Origin of the sequence: Vitiosangium sp. GDMCC 1.1324, assembly GCF_003044305.1 — a bacterium.
Lineage (GTDB): Bacteria > Myxococcota > Myxococcia > Myxococcales > Myxococcaceae > Archangium.
In genome coordinates this window covers 88580-108119 of record NZ_PZOX01000032.1, presented here as the reverse complement: position 1 = coordinate 108119, position 19540 = coordinate 88580, and the positions used below count along the sequence as shown (strand labels likewise).

Genomic DNA, 19540 nt, shown 5'->3' with positions numbered 1-19540 from the left:
ACCCTGGCGAGCAATGAAGCACTCGACGCCCAGCCAGGTCGTGGCACCACTTGGAACAGGGGGAGCCGTGAACCGGGTGGAGGTCTCTTCAACGCAGCAAGAGCCACCTGTCCCCCAGGTGCTGGGTCCCTATCGCATCCAAGGGGTCCTCGGCAGAGGAGGCATGGGAATCGTCTACCTGGGCCTCCATCAGGAGACGGGCGAGCGTGTGGCCCTCAAGACGGTGCGCGTCACCCAGGCCCCCACGATGGCCAGCATCCGGCGCGAGGCCCAATCGCTCAGCCGGATCCACCATCCTGGAATCATCCGGATCATCGACTCTGGAGTCTCCAGCGGGCTCCCCTGGTACGCCATGGAGCTGCTGGAGAACAGGACGCTCAAGCAGCTCATCGAGCGCTACTACAGCCAGACCTCTACACGGTCCTCGCTCTCGCCGATGAGCGCCAGCCTGCCCGCCTGGAGAGAGGAAGAGAGTCACCAGGGCCCGGCGCAGGGACTGCCTGCCCGCCCGCTGCTGGAGTGGGTGCTGAAGTTGTGCGCGCCCCTGGCCTATCTGCACGGCTGCGGGCTCGTCCACCGCGACCTCAAGCCCGGCAACATCTTCATCCGGAAGAATGGGACCGTGGTGCTCGGCGACTTCGGCGTGGCCGTGGAGTTCGGAGCGGCCCGGGGGCGCGAGGTCCTCCAGGTGGAAGGGGCCGGGCTGGGCACCCTGCTGTACATGGCGCCCGAGCAGATCCGCGGAGATCTCGTGGACGCCCGCGCGGACCTCTACGGGCTCGGTTGCATCCTGTACGAGTGCATCACCGGCTTCGTCCCCTTCTTCGGGAGCACCAACCGGATCGTCACACGCCGGCATCTCCGGGAGCAGCCCACGCCCCCGTCCCAGCTCGTCGAGGAGCCCATCCCCGAGCGGCTGGAGTGGCTCATCCTCAAGCTGCTCGCCAAGCGCCCCGAGGACCGGCTCGGCTATGCCGAGGACGTGGCCCGGGTGCTCGAGGAGCTGGGCGTGAAGGTCGACGAGCCACCAGATCTCCCCAAGGCCCGGCCCTACCTCTACCGCCCGCCCTTCACCGGACGGAAGGAGGCCATGCGCAAGCTGCGCGCGCTGCTGGACGACATGCTCTTCTGCAAGGGCAACCGGGTCTTCATCGGGGGCGGCAGTGGCGTGGGCAAGACACGGCTGGCCCTGGAGCTGGCCCGCGAGGCCCTCTACCGGGAGCTCCCGGTGGTGACGTGCGAGTGCATCCCGCTCGGCCTCTCCGGCACGCAGGTGGATGCCGACGTGAGGGCGCCACCCCTCCACCCCTTCCGTTCGCTGCTGGCCGCAGTGGCGGATCGCTGCCGGCTCGGGGGCGAGAAGGAGACGGCGCGGCTGCTCGGGCCGAAGGGCAAGGTGCTGGTCGCCTACGAGCCGACGTTGGACGAGCTCCCCGGCCAGCGGGAGCTGCCTCCGCCTCCCCTGCTCTCCAATGCCGAGGCCGCTCGCGCCCGCATCTTCACCGCCCTCCGGGACGTCCTCTTCGCCTTCGCCCAGGAAGACCCCGTGCTGCTCATCATCGACGACCTCCAGTGGGCCGACGAGATGAGCCTGACGTTCCTGCGGCAGCTGCGCCACGACGACCTGGTCGAGCGAGGGGTGCTGCTGCTGGGCACCTATCGCATGGAGGAGATGGGCGACCTGCTGCGCGAGGTGGTGTCCGTGCCAGACGCGCTGCGGATAGAACTGGGGCAGCTCGACGAGCGCAGCATCGAGTCCATGGCGCGCGGCATGCTCGCGCTGCAATCCCTCCCACGCGACTTCGACAAGCTGGTCCGCCGCTCCGAGGGCAACCCGTTCTTCATCGCCGAGTACCTGCGGGCCACCATCTCGGAAGGACTGCTCCACCGCGACATCTCGGGCCAGTGGCGCCTGGATGAACGGTCCCGGACGGGCGTCTGGCTCCAGGGCCTGTCGCTGACCGGCGCCATCGCGGAGATCATCCAGCGGCGTCTGCGCGACCTGGACCCCAGGGCCCAGGCGCTGGTGGAGAGCGCCGCGGTGCTCGGGCGCGAGTTCGATACGGAGCTCCTGCTGGACACGGTGCCGCTGGAGCACGCGGCGGCGCTGGAGGCCCTGCAGACCCTGCGGGTGCGGCAGATCCTCGAGAAGGCCGCGGGAGGCCGGCTGCGCTTCCTCCACGACAAGCTGCGCGAGCTCACCTACGCCAGCATCACGCCCCAGAACATCCGCCAGTACCACCACCGGGCCGCCCAGGCCGTCGAGCACCGCTACACCCAGGAGCTCGACTTCGCCCTGTACTTCCCGGGTCTGGCCAACCACTGGGCCAAGGCCGAGGTCCACGATCAGGCCAGCCGCTACTTCCACCTGGCGGGAGATCGCGCCCGAGTGGTCCATGCCAACACCGAGGCCATCACCTTCTACCGGGCGGCTCTCTCCGAGGCGCGCGAGCACCTGAAGGCGGAGCGGACCGAGCCAGGAAACTGGCTCCCGGCCCTGCTGTGCATCCACGAGAACCTGGGGGATGTGTTGGCACTCACCGGGCAGCAGGAGGAGGCACGCTCGGCCTATGGCGAGGCGCTGGCGCGGCTCCATTCCGGCGCGCGGATCCATCGGGCCTGCATCCACCGCAAGCTGGGCAAGACCTGGGAGACACGTCACCAGCACGAGGACGCCTTGCGCTCCTATGGCGAGGCCGAGGCCGCGCTGGGCTCCGTCCCCGAGGAGCGTCGCGGCACGGAGCCGAGCGTGTCCGCCTGGTGGCAGGAGTGGATCCAGATCCAGGTGGATCGCCATTGGACGTACTACTGGATGGACCGGCGAGAGGAGATGGCCGCGTTGGTGAGGAAGCTGCGCCCGGTCGTGGAGACACGGGGAACCCCGCTCCAGCGCGCCAGCTTCTTCGTGTCGCTCCTCAACACGTCCTTCCGGCAGGAGCGCTACGTGGTCTCCGCCGAGACGGTGGAGTACGGCCGTCTGGCGGTGCAGGCCGCCGATGCCTCCGGGGACGTGGCCCAGCGGGTGTCGACCCGCTTCAGCCATGCCTTCGCCCTGCTCTTCCACGGAAGGCTCGACGAGGCCGAGCGGCAGAGCCTCGCCGGGCTGGAGATGGTCGAGCAGACCGGAGACCTGACGCTGAAGTCCCGACTCCTCACCTACCTGACCCTGGTCTACCGCAAGCGAGGCCAGGTGGATCGGGTGCGCGAGTTCAGCGCGCAGAGCCTGGAGGTGGCGCTCGCCGCACGCATGCACGACTACATCGGGGCGGCCCGGGCCAACCAGGCCTGGGTGGCCTGGCGGCAGCAGCGGGTGGACGAGGCCGAGCACGAGGCCCGCGCGGCGCTGGAGTGCTGGGGCAAGCTCTCGCCGCTCTATCCCTATCCCTTCCAATGGCAGGGATTGTGGGTGCTCCTGGCGGTGGAGCTCCAGCGCCACGAGGTGGTGCAAGCGGTGGAGCATGCTCGAGCCTTGTTGGACCCGACCCAGCAACTCCTGCCAGGGCCGGTGCGCACCCGGCTGGAAGGGGCACTCGGCGCCTGGAACAGGGGTGAACGAGAGCTGGCGAGGGAATACCTGGAGCACGCCGTGGAGTCCGGCCGCCGGCTGGGATTTCTCTGAAGGAGATATGCCTTTGCGTACATCTTCCATCTCGAACACAGCCGCCACACCCTTCCCCATGAAGGGCTCTCACCCGGACTCCCCGGGCCCGATGGGTGACGGGAATACGGGCGGCGGAGGCAGGAGACCATGAGGCATCCCATCACAGCCGTGGTAGGCGCCACCGGAATGCTGGGCGGGGAGATCTGCAAGCGCCTGGCCTCCGAGGGTGCTCCCGTGAGAGCACTGGTCCGGCCGACAGCGAATCCCAGCCGGCTCGAACAGCTGAAGCAGGCAGGCGTCGAGTTGCGGTGGGGAGACCTGAAGCATCTGCCCTCCCTGGACGCATTCTGCGAGGGAGCCCAGGCGGTCATCTCGACGGCGTCCTCATCACTCTCTCGGCAGGAGGGGGACTCGATTGAATCCGTGGACCGCAAGGGCCAGCTCGCGCTCGTGGACGCCGCGCGCCGTGCCGGAGTGGAGCATTTCGTCTTCGTCTCCTTCGCACCGCTCCAGGGAAGCTTTCCCCTCCAGGACTGCAAGCGCGAGGTGGAAAAGGCGTTGATGGGGAGCGGAATCCCCCGCTACACCATCCTCCAGCCCACCCACTTCACCGAGGTCTGGCTCAGCCCCGCCCTCGGCTTCGACTTCCACCATGCCCACGCCCGCCTCTTTGGAACGGGGCGCGGCAGGATGAACTGGATCTCCTTCGAGGACGTGGCCCGTGCCGCCATCGCCGCGCTGGAGCGGCCCCAGGCCTGGAACGCGGTCCTCCAGCTCGGGGCCGAAGAAGCCCTGAGCCAGCTCGACGTGGTCCGCATGTTCGAGGAGCGGAGCGGGCGCACCTGGACGCTGGATTTCATTCCCGAGCAGGAGCTCCGCGATCAGTTCAAGGAGGCCACGGATCCGCTCCAGCGCTCCTTCGCGGCGATGATGCTCAATACCGCTCTTGGAAGTCCGGTCGATCCCAGACCGGCGATGGAGGCACTGGGGCTACGCCCCAGACGGGTACGCGATTACGTGGAGCGCGTGCTGGCCGAGCAGCCGGCGGCGCCGCGGGAATCCGAGCTGCAATGACTCCACACCAGCCAGAACTGGGTGTCGAACGAAGGAGGATCACATGAACCGGAATGGGCATGGCCCTTCGGCGCGGGACAGTCAATTCGAGTCGAGTGCTCAGTATCTCCTGTTCACCAGCAAGGTGAAACACGGTCATTTCTTGCGTTATCTCCTGGCGATCCAGGCACGCAGACGGCTGCTGGAGACCTACAAACTGTGGCGGCAGGTGAAGTCCTCCGCGCTCACGGGCGACCCGGACCAGGTGTTCGAGGTCTATTACGTCGAGGGCTCCCACCGGCTGAGCCAGGACTCCCAGCCCTTCGACGCCCTGCTCGAGCTGATGAGCAGGGAGGACGCCGTCCGCTACAGGGCCATCCAGGAGGCCATCGATGCGGAGAAACAAGATATGCAGGAGATGATGGAGCGCGACCGCCCCGTCATTCCCCACAGCCGGATTCTCTTCCAGATGCCCTATATGACCCGGCTGTCCAGCCAGGAGAGCCAGGGAGGGGAGTTCACCCAGGAGATAGCAACGGACCCCTACCTCCTGAACGTCATCTGCGTCCTGAACCACGAGGGAAACAGCGAGGGCAATACGAGAGACCTGGAGAGTGTTGTCTCGGAGTTCGATGGCTACATGACCCGGCTCATCCCTTCCTTCGCTCAATCGGGCTTCTCCCTGCTCGTCGGAGGCCGGTTCAAGGATCACCCCGACTGGCTCCTGAACATCTGGCAGTTTTCCAATCTCGAACAGCACACGGACCTGATGATGAAGCTCGCGGACAATGAGCTCTACGGCAAGCTCGATGAGCTCTGCCTCCAGGAGCAACACATCTGCAGGAACGTTTCACGCTATCAACAGCACCAGCCGCTCTTGATGTTGACCTGACACAGGTAGAGCGGAGCATGGGAGCTCATGCCATGGGCGATGAAAGAACAGAGCAGAATCGATCCGCGCAGGTGTACGACCCGGGGAACCTGCAACTCGAACAAGACGATCTGATGATCTTCGGCGAGGACGGGAACTTCTACTACGTGAAGAGAGACCAGTACATGAGATCGGCGCAGCGGCTCCCGGAGCATTTCAGGAGCGCCCCCGAGTTTCTCGTGGGACTGGGAGCGATGGCCGCGGACATCTCCGTCTTCCACGCGGTCCAGTCGAATGGCTCGACACGGGCCCAGACGCAGGAGCCGGAGCCCTTGACGGGCAACTGCTCGTGCATGCTGCTGAACGTCGCCGCCATCCGGCAGGAGAGCGAAAAGAAGAAGCGAGCCCATCCGCCTCTCAAGAACGACAGGAAGATCCCCCCCACGAACTACGACACCCGGAGCGCGCCAGAACCCCAAACACAGGATCTGGTGATCTTCGCCGACGACGGGGAGTTCTATCTGGTGGAAAGAGCGCTCTATGAGAAGCAGCGGCTCCCGAAGGGCATGGAAAGCGCCCCCCTCCTCATGGTGGAGCTGGGAACGGTGGTCGCGGACATTCCACGCCTGCCGACGGCGGGCAGTGCCTGCGTCCTGGTGAACCTTGCATCCATCCGGTCGGGTCCCGGGAAGACCCTCCGGAGCATCCGGACCCTGAAGGCATCCGACACAGACACCAGGCGCCGCGCCCAGCCCAAGGCAAGACGTAGCGAGCCGCCCCGCGCCCGGGGTTCTCGCAAGCGAGGCTGAGCCCGCCGCCCTGCCAGGGAAAACCTGGGACACATCACGGACCTCGAGGAGGGGAGAGGATGAGCGTCTCGCCCGACAACCCTGATCTGAACCGTGCGGCCCCCAAGCGGTACCGAGCGGGGACGCATCGGCTGTGCTCTCCGGAGGAGACCCTGCGGCGCGTGCGCCCATTGATGGGGGTGATGGGCATCACCCGCATCGCCAACATCACCGGACTGGATCGCCTGGGCATTCCCGTGGTGACGGTCTGCCGGCCCAACTCGCGCTCCCTGGCTGTCTCCCAGGGCAAGGGGTTGGATCTCCTCTCCGCCAAGGTCTCCGGGCTCATGGAGGCCGTGGAGGCCTACCACGCCGAGCACATCACCCTCCCGCTCATGCTCGCCACCTACAACGAGCTGTGCTTCAGCCACACGCTGGCCGACGTCACCCGCCTTCCCCGGCTGTCGGCCGGCGCCTTCCACGCCTCCCTGCGGACGCTGTGGATCGAGGGCCGCGAGCTGCTCCGCAACACGCCCATGTGGCTGCCCTTCGAGCTGGTGCATACCGATTTCACCCTGCCCCTCCCCTCCGGCAGCGGCTCGTTCTTCATGAGCTCCAACGGGCTGGCCTCCGGCAACCACCTGCTGGAGGCAATCAGCCACGGCATCTGCGAAGTGGTCGAGCGCGACGCGACCACTCTCTGGCACCTGCGAACCGCCGAGGAGCGGCACCGGACGCGGCTCGACCTGGACACCGTGGACGACCCGGGCTGCCGGGAGGTGCTGGAGAAGTTCGACCGGGGCGGCGTGGACGTGGCCGTCTGGGAGACGACATCGGACGTGGGTCTGCCCGCCTTCTTCTGCATGAGCGCCGAGCGCTCGCCAGAGCCCTTGCGCCCCCTCTACCCAACGACGGGAGCGGGGTGCCATCCCACCCGCCAGGTGGCCCTGCTCCGAGCCCTCACCGAGGCGGCCCAGGTCCGCGCCACGCTCATCTCCGGCTCCCGCGATGACCTGGACGTGGCCCGGTATTACGAGACGCTGCAGGACCCGACCCTCTGGGCCCGCGTCCACAAGCTGATGCACAGCGAGCCCGTGCGGCGCTTCCACGAGGTCCCCACCTTCGAGGCGGACAGCTTCGATGAAGACGTGGCGTGGGAGCTGATGCGTCTGGCCTCCGCGGGCTTCGAGCAGGTGGTGGCGGTGGACCTGTCCAAACGCGCGTTCGGCATCGCCGTGGCGCGGGTGGTCATTCCCGGCCTGGAGGCCATCCATGACGCTCCCGGCTATGTGCTGGGGGCCCGGGCCCGGCGGATCGTGGAGGAGCGGCTGCGATGATCTACATCTTCACGGGACCGACCCTCTCCGCCGAGGAAGGAAGGGCGGAGCTCGACGCGGTATTCCTGCCACCCGCGACCCAGGGAGATGTGTACCGGGCCGCGCTCGAGCGCCCCGAGGCCATCGGTCTCATCGATGGCTACTTCGAGCGCGTTCCCGCCGTGTGGCACAAGGAGCTCCTCTGGGCCATGGCCGAGGGCATCCATGTCTACGGGAGCGCCAGCATGGGGGCGCTGCGCGCGGCGGAGCTGGCCCCCTTCGGCATGCGGGGAGTCGGCGCCATCTTCGAGTCCTTCCTGCACGGCGATCTCGAGGACGATGACGAGGTGACACTGGTGCATGCCCCGGAGGAAGCGGGCTTCCGTCCGCTCTCGGAGGCGATGGTCGACATCCGGGCCACGCTGGCGAGCGCGGAACGGACGGGAGTGCTCCGCACGGCGACACGGGTGGCCCTGGAGCGGATCGCCAAGGCGCTCTACTACCCGGAGCGGAGCTACCCCACCCTGCTCGCCCAGGCGGCCCGCGAGGGTGTACCAGCCATCGAGCTCGAGCGGTTCCGCGCCTGGTTGCCACGCGGCCGAGTCAACCAGAAGCACGAGGATGCGCTGGCCATGTTGCGCACCCTGCGCGAGGAGCTCGCGGCCCAGCCCGGTCCGAAGCAGGTCTCCTATTTCCTCTCACGGACCGATGCCTGGGAGGAGGCCTGCCGGCGCGTGGACGAGTCCTCATGAAAAAAGGCCCCACGCCCCGTGCAGCATCAGAATCCTTCAACTCAACACCCTCTCAGACTTCCTCGTCGGGCAGGAGCGTGAGCAGCAACTCGTCGTCGGGCCCGAGCGGACGCCAGCCGGGCGGTGGTGGCTTGGCGAGGAGCGCTGCGCTGACCTGTCTTGCTCTGTCCTGATGAGTATCTGGGGTGTAGGCAATCCACGAGCTGAGCGCCTTGGCGACTTCGAAACGGTTGGCGTCATTCAACACGGCCGGCCAGCCGTTGGGGAGACCTTCGGACAACTCGCGCACAAGCACGTCGCGAACAAAGCGTGAGACCTGCTTGCGCTGCTCCGCTTCGCCAAGCAATCCGCTCAATACTTGCACTGCTGCAACGTCATCCTTTCCAAGCTCTTCGGCCAGCAAGTACAACGGGACGGCAGGACGCGCCTCGGCAAAGGCGGTGAGCGAATCGTAACCGCGCTCGCGGACCCGCTCATACAGGCGCGCCTTGATGTTGCCCTGCCAGGCACGTCCGTCGCTCATGGCCCTCTCCATGGAGGAGGTTCAGACTTCCTCGTCAGGAAGGAGCGTGAGCAGCAATTCATCGTCGGGGCCAAGCGGGCGCCAACCGGCGGGCGGTGGCTTGGCGAGGAGCGCATCACTGGCCCGGTCGGCGCGTTTCTTATGGGTTTCTGGGGTGAAAGCAATCCACGAGCCGAGTGCGTGGGCGACATCAAAACGGTTTGCGTCGTCCAGTACGACCGGCCAGCCGTTTGGGAGGCACTCGTAGAGCTCGCGCACGAGTTGCCCGCGCACGAGACGAGTGATCTTGCCGCTTCGCTCCGCCTCAGCAACCAACCCACTGAACACCTGCACTGCCGCGATGTCATCAGGGCCAAGCTCATCCGCAAGTTCCACAAGTGTAGCGGTAGGGCGCGCATCGGCGAAGGCGGTGAGCGAATCGTAGCCGAGCTCGCGGACTCGCTCATACAGGCGCGCCTTTACGTTGCCCTCCCAAGCACGTCCGTCGCTCATGGCTCCCTACACAAATCGAAGTTCACGCTTCCTCGTCAGGAAGGAGCGTGCGTAGCAACTCGTCGTCCGGGCCAAGAGGGCGCCAGCCGGGTGGCGGCTGCGAGGCCCAGAGGGCCGCTCGGGCCTGCCTGACCCGCTCCTTGTGCGTTACTGGAGTGTATGCGGTCCACGTACCAAACGCCATGGCAACTTCTCCACGGTTTGTGTCGTCCAGCACGGCCGGCCAGCCACTAGGGAGGCTTTCGGACAACTCGCGCACAAGCACGTCTCGCACAAAACGCGTGACCTGCTTGCGTTGCTCTGCCTCGGCGAGCAAACCGCTCAATACCTGCACTGCTGCAACGTCGTCCTTTCCAAGCTCTTCTGCCAGCAAATACAAGGGAACGGCAGGACGTGCCTCGGCAAAGGCGGTGAGCGAATCGTAACCGCGCTCGCGAACCCGCTCATACAGACGCGCTTTTATGTTGCCCTGCCACGCACGTCCGTCGCTCATCACCCTCTCCACGGGGGAGGTTCAGACTTCCTCATCAGGCAGAAGCGTGAGCAGCAACTCATCGTCGGGGCCGAGCGGACGCCAGCCGGGCGGTGGTGGCGTGGCTCGGAGCGCTGCCATGACCTGATCGGCGCGCTCGCGGTGGGTTTCTGGGGTATAGGCAAACCAAGAGCCGAGCGCCTCAGCGACCTTGAAACGGTTGGCGTCGTCCATCACAGCCGGCCAGCCTTCGGGGAGGCTCTCGGCGAGTTCTCGTACGAGCACATCGCGCACCAAACGCGTGACCTGCTTGCGCCGCTCTGCCTCGGCGAGCAATCCACTGAACACCTGCACCGCAGCGACGTCGTCCTTGCCAAGCTCATCGGCCAGCACGTACAGCGGGACGGCAGGGCGTGCCTCGGCGAAGGCGGTGAGCGAATCGTAACCGCGCTCGCGGACCCGCTCATACAGGCGAGCCCTGATGTTCCCCCGCCAAGCACCTCCATCACTCATCGCCCTCTCCCGGAGACGAAGTTCATCGGGATTTTATAGTCCCTCATGTTCTTTGCGACGATGCGCAGGACTTCATTCCGCGTCAATATCCGGCCTGCCTCACTCTCGGCTTTACTCAGCCTATCCATGATCATCCGGTTCCATTCACCGGGCCATGTGCGTCCCAGCTTCCAGTCGCCCCCGCCGTGGATGGCTTGGTGGTGTGCTTCCTCCAGCTCGACGCAGAACTCGTTGATGTCCATCTCGCCCGTGAAGCCGCGCCTCTCGAACCACTCGCGGAACTCCTCGGGCATGACGTGGTGCCGGGGCGGCCTGGCCATGCCCGCCCCCGTCTTGCCCGTCACGCGCATGGCCCGCACCTCGGGCCCGTCTCCGAGCGCCTCGCGCACGCCTTGCGGCAGCTCGTCATGCGCCTGCGCCAGCATCACTCCGCCCGCGTGAATCCGCACGGCGGCACCGACGGCGGGCATCGAGAGGACGCCCGCGCGCACCAACTGCCGCATCATCTCCACCCATTCGGCGGAGACGACCAGGCGCGTGCCCATCATCACTCCGCCGCCACCCACCGTCAGGCTCGCGCCGAGCAGAGCTGAGGCTGACGGTGCCTCGGACGCCAGCAGGGGCGCTTCCAGCGCCAGGGGAAGCGACAGGAGGATGTCTCTGAGCACCAGCACCTTCCCGGTGAGTTCCACCCCCTTGCGCACGTTGGTAACTGTGGTGACGAGCGCGTCCGAGAGGTGGCCCACCAGGGCGGGGGCGTCTTGCGCCGCGGCCTCCACCTGGTCCGGCTCCAGCGAGGAGAGCGCCCGCATGGGGGGCTCGAGCATCCCCTGCCAGTCCAACAGGTCGCGGTGCATTCTCTCCGCGCTGTAGAGGGATTGGTCGAGCAGGGCGTCCACGAGGCGCAGGCAGTCGAGCCAGGCAGCGAGCAGGAGCGAGCCGAGCATGGCGGCTTCCAGCCGGGGGCCCGCCGTGCTCAGCAGGGCGAGCTGCATGTCCGGGTCGTCCACCTCCGAGGCGGCGTCGGCAAGGCGGGTGGCGGCAGCGAGCTGGGTGTCCATCCACCGCATCTGCTCAGTGCCAAAGTCGATGAAGCGCACGAAGAGGTCAGCGTGCATGCCCGAGAGTCCTCTCCCACTGACCTTGAGCCGGGAGAGCTCGCCGGAAATGCGGCGGGCGGAGCCCGACAGCTCGCGAAGGGCACCGCGAAACGCCAGCTGGGCCTCGAGGGCGCTCTGCCGCGCCTCCCTTTCCGCGCTGTCCGGGCCCACCGCCGTCACCTCCACACGAGAGGCCCGGCGCCGGTGTAGCCGCTCCGGTGCCTCGGCTTCAGGCGTTGAGACGAGGAGGCGCGGAGACTCGACACCAAGCCCCTGAGTCGAAGCGGGTCCCGTGGCCTCGCGAGGTGTGTAACGCAGGCTCGTCCCCTGGCGGGGTGGTGGCGTCAGCGAGGCACAGCCAGTGGACAGCAGCGCCAGGGCGAGCAGCAGACCCGCCCACACGGCCCGGAGCGAGTCAGTGCGCATTGTCCACCCACAGACCCACGGAGGCGAAGGCCCCCGGCCGCACCGTGCCTACGCCTTCCAGAAACAGCAGAGAGAGGACCAGTAGCACCAGCAGCGTGGACGTCATCAGCGCCTCCGATGGGTGCCTCCCATTCTATCGGGCGCCTCCGACAAGTCCGGACAGCCTGGACAGCGCGGGCAAAAGGAGCCTCGCGTCGTAGGGTCCGAAACCCAACCGACTACTTCCTCGTCTCCGTGCCCGGTCGCATGACAAAGAAGCAACTCCTTCGCCTCGTCATCATCATGCAGGGCTGGAGAACCGGGTTCGATTACCCCCAGGCCCATTCCCTCTCATCCCTCCTCCCAAGGGAAGAAGGGATGTCAAGAGAGGGAATGTCTGTTCATGCTCACAGCTCGGCCGTGGCCCTCGGGTCCACGATGCCGCACTCCTTGATCTTGTAGAGCAGCGCCTTGTAGCTGATGCGCAGCTTGCTCGCCGCTCGCCGCTTGTTCCACGCCGTGCGCTGGAGCATCGCCAGGATTGCCTCGCGCTCGGCCAGCATCGCCGCGCGCTTGCCAATGTCCTTCAGGGACATCTCCGCCTCGGGCACGCTCGGTGGCGGAGGAGGCGGCTGCGGCACGTCGAACGGATTCGTATAGCGCGGCGGCGGCACCACCTGGTTCACCGGCACCTCCGCCGCGGGCGCGTTCCCCCGCGACGGCATCTCCAGCACCTGGACCTGCACCGAGCCGCCCGGGCCCGCGGCCGCCACCGGCGTGCGCACCGTCGGCGCGGGCGGCTCCACATCCCCGTCCCCCGCGTATGACGTGGGCAGCGAGGGCGCGCTCGCCGGCGCCCGGCTCCCGGCCCGCAGCTCGTCCAGCACCAGCGTCGGATCCTTCAGCACGCACAGCCGGCGCACCATGTTCTCCAGCTCGCGCACGTTGCCCGGCCACTCGTACTCGGTGAAGGCCCTCAGCACCTCGGGCGGCAGCTCCGCTACCCCGCTCATGTACTGCCGCCCGTACTTCTTCAGGAAATGGTCCGTCAGCGGCACCACGTCCTCCGGGCGCTCGCGCAGCGCCGGCAGCCGGATCGCCACCACGTTCAGCCGGTAGAACAGGTCCTCGCGGAAGTTGCCCAGCTCGATCTCCCGCTCGAGATCGCGATTGGTCGCCACCACCACGCGGCTGTCCACCCGGACGCTCTTCTTGCCTCCCACCCTGAAGAACTCCTCGTCCTGCAGCACCTGCAACAGCTTGGCCTGCAGCCGGATGGCCATCTCGCCAATCTCGTCCAGGAAGATGGTGCCCTGGTCCGCCAGCTCGAACTTGCCCGGCTTCTCCGTCGTCGCGCCGGTGAAGGCACCCCGCTCGTGGCCGAAGAGCTCGCTCTCCAGCAGCTCGCCCGGCAGCGCCGCGCAGTTCACCTTGATGAAGGGCCGGTTGCGCCGGTTGCTGCGCGCGTGGACCTCGCGGGCAATCACCTCCTTGCCCGTTCCGGACTCGCCCAGCAGCAGCACCGGCACGTCCGTGTCCGCGATGCGCTCCACCAGCGCGCGCACCCGGCGCATGGCCGGCGAGTGCGAGACGAGGATGCGCTCCCCACTCGCGTCCTCCCGGGCCGCCGCCGAGCCCGCTCCCTGCGCGCCCGAGGCTCCCTGGCGCGCCGGCATGCGGCTGCCCAGGGCCCGGCCCATCGCGTCCTCGAGCTCGTCCGTGCTGAAGGGTTTGGACAGGTAGTCGCTGGCGCCCAGCTTCATGGCGCGCATGGCGTCATCCGCGCCCGAGAGCGCCGAGAGGACGATGACCGGCGCGCCGCCGCCCGAGGCCCGGTAGCGCCGCAGCACCTCCAGGCCGCTCATCTCCGGCATCATCACGTCCAGCAGCACCACGTCGAACGAGCCGCCGGCGAGCATCTCCAGCGCCTGGGAGCCACTCGACGCGCAGCGCACCTGGTACCCCGAGCTGCCCAGCAGCTCGCCGAGGAACGTCCGCACCTGCTCCTCGTCGTCCACCACCAGCACCGCGATCCGATCCATCCCCTCGCCTCCCCTCACCCTGTCCATCTCGAATCACTCCGTGGGACGCCCCCGTGGGTCCGCCCCTCGTCAAACCGTCAGTCCCACCCCTACGCCCCGGCGCTCGTCGCGAGCCCTGCGCAGGGATTGCAGCGCGCTGCTCAGCAGCTGCACCGGCGACCCCACCACATCCGGATAGCTCACCGCTCCCAGGGCCAGCGAGGGGCGCAGCACCCGGCCCTCCACCTGCAAGCGAGCCAGGGCGAAGCGCTCGCGCACGCGGGTCATCACGTCCGGCACGCCCTCCGCCGGAGTCCCCGGCAGCAGCACGGCGAACTCCTCCTCGCCCACGCGCGCCACCACGTCCGCCTCGCGCACCGTCTGGCCGAACACCACCGCGCTGTAGACGATCATCCGCTCGGCCAGGGAGCGGCCGTTCTCCTTGCGCAGGGCGTGGAAGTCGTCGAGTGCCCCCGCCACCACCGAGAAGCTGCCGCCGAAGCGCTCGGTGCGCCGCGTCTCCATGGCGATGAGCTCCAACAAGAAGGTGCGGTTGTACAGCCCGGTGAGCGGATCATGCAGGGCCGCGGCCCCCGAGTCCTCCGGCAGCATCGCCCGGCGCACCGCCGCCTTCAGCCGCAGGTGCGCGCGCAGGCGGAGCACCAGCTCCTCGCCCGAGCCGGTGCGCGGCACCATGTCCACGCACAGCCCCTTGTCCAGGCAGTGGCGGTATGCCTCCGAATCCCCGGTGTCCACCAGGTACAGCAGGGGGACCGCGCCGCGGCCCATCTGCCGCAGCCGCCGGGCCACCGACACCGCCGCGAAGTCCGGGGCCTGGGCTGCCAGCACCACCGCGTCGGGCCGGATGGCCTCGAACAGCGGCCCCGCCGCGTCGAAACGCGTCACCGGCACCACCCGGAAATCCGCCTCGCTCAGGACGACCCGCGTCCGCTCCAGGTCTCCCGCGCGCGGCTCCACCACCAGCACGGTCAGCGGCTCCCCCGCCCTCTTGTGCTTGCGCCTCAACGCCACCCGTCCCCCCATCCGGCCAGAACCTTTTTCCTCATCGTTCCTCCGGCGTACTCCCCAGGTTTACAGCCCTACCCGCCTCTGCCCCTTCCATCCCCCTGTTTTTCCTGGGGTTGGGAAGGGACTTACTCCCCATGTCCACCCGGTTCAGCAATGGGCGTGCCATTTATCGCCCGCCGGATGGATGCCTCGACCTCGGATTCCTCCAAGCGGAGCTTGAAGGTGTCACGGCCGTCGATGATGACCACCGGGATGTCGTAGCGCCAGGCGGCGAAGGTGGCGGGATCGGCCCGGATGTCCTCTTCCACCAGGTCGAAAGGGAGGCGCTCGCGTACCCGCTCCAACACTTCCTTCGCCTGGTCACAGAGGCAACAGTTCGGTTTCGAGTAGAGTCGGACAATCATTCAGTCGAAGGATGTGATGCAATGCGCGGCCTGTCAGGTGACTTCTCGACGATGCCGTTGAAGGATCTCGTCGCGTACCTCGGCAGCCGGCGGGCCAGTGGCACCCTGCGGGTCATGCGGGCGGGCGTGCGCAAGCTCATCCTGCTGCGCAACGGACAGGTGCTGAGCGCCAGCTCCAACCAGCCGCGCGAGTTCCTCGGCCAGTTCCTCATCAACATGGGCCACCTGAACGAGGAGCAGTTCAGCACGGCCTATGCGACCCAGCGCGAGACGCGGGTGCCGCTGGGGAAGATCCTGGTGATGGCGGGGCTGGTGAGCGAGCAGACGGTGCGCGGCACGCTCAACCTGAAGTTCCGCGAGACGCTGCTGGACATGTTCCGCTGGGAGGACGGCGAGTTCTCCTTCGACGCGGGGGCGGTGCCAGCGGCGGAGGGGGTGGATGCGCGCGTGGAGCTGGCGGACATCCACCGCGAGGGCGAGTTCCGGGAGACGGCCTGGCAGGCCATCCGGGCGGCCTTCCCCTCGGGGAACCTGTACCTGACGCTGGACGAGAGCCGGCTGCCGGAGCAGCCCAAGCCGGGCACGCTGGACGCGAAGCTGGTGAGGCGCATCCGCGAGGGGTTGAGCCTGGACGAGATGGCCAAGGCGCTGCATGCCTCGGACTTCCTGGTGTACCAGCGGCTGTACGCGCTGTACCGGCTGGAGGCGGTGAAGGTGCAGAGCACGCCGCCCGTGAAGCGCAAGCGGACCACGGAGGACGAGGGCGAGACGCAGGTGGTGGACGTGGACGTGATTGGCTCCGAGTCCCCCGCGGCCGAGGTCATCCAGGCGGCGCAGTCGTTCCTGGCGAACGGCAACTTCCGGGACGGCGAGGCGCTGGCCCGCCGGGCGCACGAGATGTCGCCCTCGCCAGAGACGGAGACGCTGCTGCGCTCGGCGGAGGCCGCGCTGGTGGGGGCGCTGCGCCGGGAGATGCTGGAGACGCCGCAGGTGCCCTCGCTGCTGGTGTCGGCGGCGCAGCTCAAGTCCATGCAGCTCAGCGCGCCCGAGCGCTACCTGCTGTCGCGCATCGACGGCAAGCGGGACCTGGGCGCCATCATCAGCGTGTCTCCGCTGAAGGAGCTGGAGGCGCTGAAGTACTTCCGGGCCTTCGTGGACACGGGGCTGGTGAAGCTCACCCCGCGGTGAACCCAAGGCGCCCGGGCGACAGTGAGCCATTGAATTGACACACAAGTCCTTTCGGATCTTCCAGGACTGACAGTGATGCCCCCTGTGGATGGGCGTGCGATCGCGCATCGCGCGCCAACACCTGAGGCGACTCTGTTCGGTACCTGATATTTAGCACACCAACCGTGCAGGCTTGCGCTCTCGCCCCTACTCGCTTCTTCGCCTCTGCGACGAGCACGAAGCCCGGCCCTTGTCTGGAGGTCGAATGAAGGCAGTACTCATCGCCGCACTTCTGTTCACGAGCCTGGCCGCAACCCCCGAGGCTTCCGCGGCGCCCTACACGCTCTTCGAGAGCGGACAGGTCCGGCCGCTGGCGCTGTCCCCGAGCGGCAGGTTCCTCTTCGCCGTCAATACACCGGACAGCCGCCTCGAGGTCTTCGAGGTCGTGACCAGCGGACTCGTTCACCGGGCCTCGGTGCCCGTGGGGCTCGAGCCCGTCGCGGTCGCGGCACGGAGTGACACGGAGGTGTGGGTCGTCAATCACCTGTCCGACAGCGTGAGCGTCGTGCAGTTGGGTGTCACCGGGCGCGGCACCGTGGTGCGGACCCTGCTCGTGGGTGACGAGCCGCGCGACATCGTCTTCGCCGGACCCGGGAAGAACCGGGCCTTCATCACCGCCGCCCACCGCGGTCAGAACGTGCCCTTCGATCCCCAGTTCACCACGCCGGGCATCGGCCGGGCCGACGTCTGGGTCTTCGACGCCAACAACCTGGGCACCTCGCTCGGCGGCAACCCGCTGAACATCGTCACCCTCTTCAGCGATACCCCTCGCGCGCTCGCGGCCACGCCCGATGGTTCGCGCGTCTACGCCGCCGCGTTCCACTCCGGCAACCGCACCACGATCATCCACGAGCTGCTCGTGCCCAACGGTGGCGAGGTGGCCGGAGGCGTGCCGGGTCCGAATACCAACTTCGAGGGGATTCCGGCGCCCGAGACGGGCGTCCTCGTCAAGTTCAACGGCCAGGACTGGGTCGACTCGCTGGGCCGCCCGTGGACGAGCCAGGTGAAGTTCTCCCTGCCGGACAAGGACGTGTTCGTCATCGACGCCACCGCCAACCCGCCGGAGCAGCTCTCAGGCTCGGCCGGCTTCTACTCCGGCGTGGGCACCATCCTGTTCAACATGGCCGTCAACCCGGTGAGCGGGAAGGTGTACGTCAGCAACACCGAGGCCCGGAATGATCTGCGCTTCGAGGGACCGGGCACCTTCGCCGGGACCAGCCTCCGCGGGCACCTGCACGAGAGCCGCATCAGCGTGCTGGGCTCCTCGGGCGTCACGCCGCGGCACCTCAACAAGCACATCAACTACAACGCCTGCTGCGCCGCCGTCCCCAACGCCGAGAACGAGAAGAGCCTCGCGCAGCCGCTCGGCATGGCGGTGACCTCGGACGGCGCCACCCTGTATGTGGCCGCGTTCGGCTCCTCGAAGATTGGCGTCTACGCCACCGCGGCGCTCGAGGCCGACACCTTCGTACCGAGCACGGCGAACCAGATCCTTCTGAGCGGTGGTGGCCCCACCGGCATGGTGCTGGATGAGTCCTGCGGGCGCATGTACGTGCTGACGCGCTTCGACAACTCCATCTCCATCGTCAACACCGCCACGCACCAGGAGATCGCCCACCTGCCCATGTACAACCCCGAGCCCGCGAGCGTGGTGGCGGGGCGTCCGTTCCTCTACGACGCGCGGAAGAGCTCGAGCCATGGCGACGCGTCCTGCGCGAGCTGCCACATCTTCGGCGACTTCGACAGCCTGGACTGGAACCTCGGCAACCCGGACGGCACCTACAAGCTCAACCAGAACCCCATCGCCCAGGTGCCGCCCGAGTTCGGCACGGATCCCACCTTCGGGCAGGACCCCAACTTCCACCCGGTGAAGGGGCCGCTGTCCACCCAGAGCCTGCGCGGGATGGCGAACCACGGTCCGATGCACTGGCGCGGAGACCGCACCGGCGGGAACGCCGCGCCGAGCGCTCAGCCCGACAGCGGGGCATTCGACGAGGTCGCCGCGTTCAATCAGTTCAACCCGGCGTTCATGGATCTGCTCGGGCGCAACGCGCAGCTCACGCCCACGGAGATGCAGCAGTTCTCCGACTTCATCCTTCAGGTGATGTACCCGCCCAACCCGGTACGCAACCTCGACAACTCGCTCACACCGGCGCAGCAGGCGGGCAAGGACTTCTTCATGAACACCGTGAGCTTCTTCCACGGTCCCTGCAACTCCTGCCACCAGCTGGATCCCAACGCCAACCCCAGCGCGGGCCCCTTCAAGGGCCTCTTCGGCACGGACAGCAAGTCGGCCTTCGTCGGCACGGCGATCTTCCCGAAGACCCCGCACCTGCGGAACATGTACCAGAAGGTCGGCATGTTCGGCGTGGGCTACGACTTCGGCTTCACCAGCCCCGACCCCTTCCTCGGCGATCAGGTCCGCGGCTTCGGATTCAACAGCGACGGCTCCATCGACACGCTGTTCCGCTTCAACAGCGGCTTCGACTTCCATCCCATCTTCAACTCGGTGGGCATCCCGAATACGCCCGAGGCCGTCCAGCTCAAGCGCGACATGGAGCAGTTCCTGCTCGCCTTCGACAGCAACCTGGCGCCGATCGTCGGTCAGCAGGTGACGGTCACGGCCAACAACCACTCCGTGGCGGGCCCCCGGCTCAACCTGTTGATGGCGCGTGCGAGCGCCGGCGAGTGCGACCTGGTAGCGAAGGGGCGGCTCGGGGCAGGCACGGTGGGCTTCCTCTACCTGGGCAGCGGGCAGTTCGCCCGCAACCGGCAGGCCCTGCCCCACGTCTCCGATACGGCCCTCCTCACGGCCATCACCACGAGCGGCGGCGCGCTGACGTTCACCTGCGCACCTCCCGGCTCGGGCCAGCGCATGGGGCTGGATCGCGACCTGGATGGGTTCCTCGACGGCGACGAGCGCGCCGCGGGGACCAACCCGGCGGATCCCCTCAGTCACCCCTGAGAGGACCC

16 protein-coding genes are annotated in these 19540 nt (G+C 67.6%); 8 read left to right on the top strand and 8 right to left on the bottom strand.

Features of this window, described 5'->3' with window-relative positions:
* Positions 1 to 40 precede the first annotated feature (40 nt).
* The 6 genes from DAT35_RS52490 to DAT35_RS52465 all read left to right on the top strand — a co-directional run bounded on the left by DAT35_RS52490 (position 41) and on the right by DAT35_RS52465 (position 8381).
* Positions 41 to 3619, top strand: a complete 3579-nt coding sequence (locus DAT35_RS52490) for a serine/threonine-protein kinase PknK (protein WP_369946547.1) — start codon at positions 41 to 43, stop codon at positions 3617 to 3619.
* Between the two features lie 129 nt (positions 3620 to 3748).
* The gene (locus DAT35_RS52485) at positions 3749 to 4675 is read left to right on the top strand and encodes an SDR family oxidoreductase (RefSeq protein ID WP_199243265.1); all 927 of its coding nucleotides are present in this window, start codon (positions 3749 to 3751) and stop codon (positions 4673 to 4675) included.
* A gap of 43 nt (positions 4676 to 4718) precedes the next feature.
* On the top strand, positions 4719 to 5546 hold the full coding sequence (locus DAT35_RS52480) for a hypothetical protein (protein ID WP_108077032.1): 828 nt from the start codon (positions 4719 to 4721) through the stop codon (positions 5544 to 5546).
* A gap of 32 nt (positions 5547 to 5578) precedes the next feature.
* The gene (locus tag DAT35_RS52475) at positions 5579 to 6334 is read left to right on the top strand and encodes a hypothetical protein (protein WP_146210235.1); all 756 of its coding nucleotides are present in this window, start codon (positions 5579 to 5581) and stop codon (positions 6332 to 6334) included.
* 59 nt (positions 6335 to 6393) lie between these two features.
* Complete coding sequence (locus DAT35_RS52470) at positions 6394 to 7650, top strand: YcaO-like family protein (protein ID WP_108077030.1); 1257 nt, start codon at positions 6394 to 6396, stop codon at positions 7648 to 7650.
* Positions 7647 to 8381: a TfuA-like protein gene (locus DAT35_RS52465; RefSeq protein ID WP_108077029.1), complete on the top strand. Its 735-nt coding sequence runs from the start codon at positions 7647 to 7649 to the stop codon at positions 8379 to 8381. The genes DAT35_RS52470 and DAT35_RS52465 overlap by 4 nt, the downstream gene beginning before the upstream one ends.
* 52 nt (positions 8382 to 8433) lie before the next feature.
* Here the strand turns inward: DAT35_RS52465 and DAT35_RS52460 are convergent, their stop codons facing one another.
* The 8 genes from DAT35_RS52460 to DAT35_RS52420 form a co-directional block, all read right to left on the bottom strand.
* A complete protein-coding gene (locus tag DAT35_RS52460; RefSeq protein ID WP_108077071.1) occupies positions 8434 to 8904 on the bottom strand; it encodes an NUDIX hydrolase in 471 nt (156 codons plus the stop codon).
* A gap of 21 nt (positions 8905 to 8925) precedes the next feature.
* On the bottom strand, positions 8926 to 9396 hold the full coding sequence (locus DAT35_RS52455) for an NUDIX hydrolase (RefSeq protein WP_108077028.1): 471 nt from the start codon (positions 9394 to 9396) through the stop codon (positions 8926 to 8928).
* Positions 9397 to 9418: 22 nt separating this feature from the next.
* Positions 9419 to 9889 (bottom strand): NUDIX hydrolase, encoded by a 471-nt coding sequence (locus DAT35_RS52450; RefSeq protein WP_108077027.1) that lies wholly within the window; start codon positions 9887 to 9889, stop codon positions 9419 to 9421.
* 21 nt (positions 9890 to 9910) lie between these two features.
* The gene (locus DAT35_RS52445; protein WP_108077026.1) at positions 9911 to 10381 is read right to left on the bottom strand and encodes an NUDIX hydrolase; all 471 of its coding nucleotides are present in this window, start codon (positions 10379 to 10381) and stop codon (positions 9911 to 9913) included.
* Positions 10378 to 11907 carry a DUF2380 domain-containing protein gene (locus DAT35_RS52440; RefSeq protein ID WP_108077025.1) on the bottom strand — a complete coding sequence of 510 codons (1530 nt, stop codon included), beginning with the start codon at positions 11905 to 11907 and terminating at the stop codon, positions 10378 to 10380. Before DAT35_RS52440 ends, DAT35_RS52445 begins: the two co-directional genes overlap by 4 nt.
* Positions 11908 to 12293: 386 nt before the next feature.
* The gene (locus DAT35_RS52430; protein ID WP_108077023.1) at positions 12294 to 13928 is read right to left on the bottom strand and encodes a sigma-54 dependent transcriptional regulator; all 1635 of its coding nucleotides are present in this window, start codon (positions 13926 to 13928) and stop codon (positions 12294 to 12296) included.
* 69 nt (positions 13929 to 13997) lie between these two features.
* Positions 13998 to 14951, bottom strand: coding sequence for a diguanylate cyclase (locus tag DAT35_RS52425; RefSeq protein WP_108077022.1), 954 nt, complete (start codon positions 14949 to 14951; stop codon positions 13998 to 14000).
* Between the two features lie 110 nt (positions 14952 to 15061).
* Positions 15062 to 15340 carry a glutaredoxin family protein gene (locus tag DAT35_RS52420; RefSeq protein WP_108077021.1) on the bottom strand — a complete coding sequence of 93 codons (279 nt, stop codon included), beginning with the start codon at positions 15338 to 15340 and terminating at the stop codon, positions 15062 to 15064.
* Positions 15341 to 15361: 21 nt separating this feature from the next.
* Between DAT35_RS52420 and DAT35_RS52415 the strand changes: the two genes are divergently transcribed.
* On the top strand, positions 15362 to 16528 hold the full coding sequence (locus DAT35_RS52415; RefSeq protein ID WP_108077020.1) for a DUF4388 domain-containing protein: 1167 nt from the start codon (positions 15362 to 15364) through the stop codon (positions 16526 to 16528).
* A 244-nt stretch (positions 16529 to 16772) separates the two neighbouring features.
* Positions 16773 to 19532 carry a hypothetical protein gene (locus DAT35_RS52410; protein WP_108077019.1) on the top strand — a complete coding sequence of 920 codons (2760 nt, stop codon included), beginning with the start codon at positions 16773 to 16775 and terminating at the stop codon, positions 19530 to 19532.
* The last annotated feature ends 8 nt before the right edge of the window (positions 19533 to 19540 follow it).

Coding starts and splice junctions, on each gene's coding strand:
- DAT35_RS52455 (WP_108077028.1), bottom strand. CDS start 9,396: ATGAGCGACGGACGTGCTTGGGAGGGCAACGTAAAGGCGCGCCTGTAT.
- DAT35_RS52465 (WP_108077029.1), top strand. CDS start 7,647: ATGATCTACATCTTCACGGGACCGACCCTCTCCGCCGAGGAAGGAAGG.
- DAT35_RS52425 (WP_108077022.1), bottom strand. CDS start 14,951: ATGGGGGGACGGGTGGCGTTGAGGCGCAAGCACAAGAGGGCGGGGGAG.
- DAT35_RS52475 (WP_146210235.1), top strand. CDS start 5,579: ATGGGCGATGAAAGAACAGAGCAGAATCGATCCGCGCAGGTGTACGAC.
- DAT35_RS52440 (WP_108077025.1), bottom strand. CDS start 11,907: ATGCGCACTGACTCGCTCCGGGCCGTGTGGGCGGGTCTGCTGCTCGCC.
- DAT35_RS52415 (WP_108077020.1), top strand. CDS start 15,362: ATGCGCGGCCTGTCAGGTGACTTCTCGACGATGCCGTTGAAGGATCTC.
- DAT35_RS52485 (WP_199243265.1), top strand. CDS start 3,749: ATGAGGCATCCCATCACAGCCGTGGTAGGCGCCACCGGAATGCTGGGC.
- DAT35_RS52450 (WP_108077027.1), bottom strand. CDS start 9,889: ATGAGCGACGGACGTGCGTGGCAGGGCAACATAAAAGCGCGTCTGTAT.
- DAT35_RS52410 (WP_108077019.1), top strand. CDS start 16,773: ATGAAGGCAGTACTCATCGCCGCACTTCTGTTCACGAGCCTGGCCGCA.
- DAT35_RS52420 (WP_108077021.1), bottom strand. CDS start 15,340: ATGATTGTCCGACTCTACTCGAAACCGAACTGTTGCCTCTGTGACCAG.
- DAT35_RS52445 (WP_108077026.1), bottom strand. CDS start 10,381: ATGAGTGATGGAGGTGCTTGGCGGGGGAACATCAGGGCTCGCCTGTAT.
- DAT35_RS52460 (WP_108077071.1), bottom strand. CDS start 8,904: ATGAGCGACGGACGTGCCTGGCAGGGCAACATCAAGGCGCGCCTGTAT.
- DAT35_RS52430 (WP_108077023.1), bottom strand. CDS start 13,928: ATGGATCGGATCGCGGTGCTGGTGGTGGACGACGAGGAGCAGGTGCGG.
- DAT35_RS52480 (WP_108077032.1), top strand. CDS start 4,719: ATGAACCGGAATGGGCATGGCCCTTCGGCGCGGGACAGTCAATTCGAG.
- DAT35_RS52470 (WP_108077030.1), top strand. CDS start 6,394: ATGAGCGTCTCGCCCGACAACCCTGATCTGAACCGTGCGGCCCCCAAG.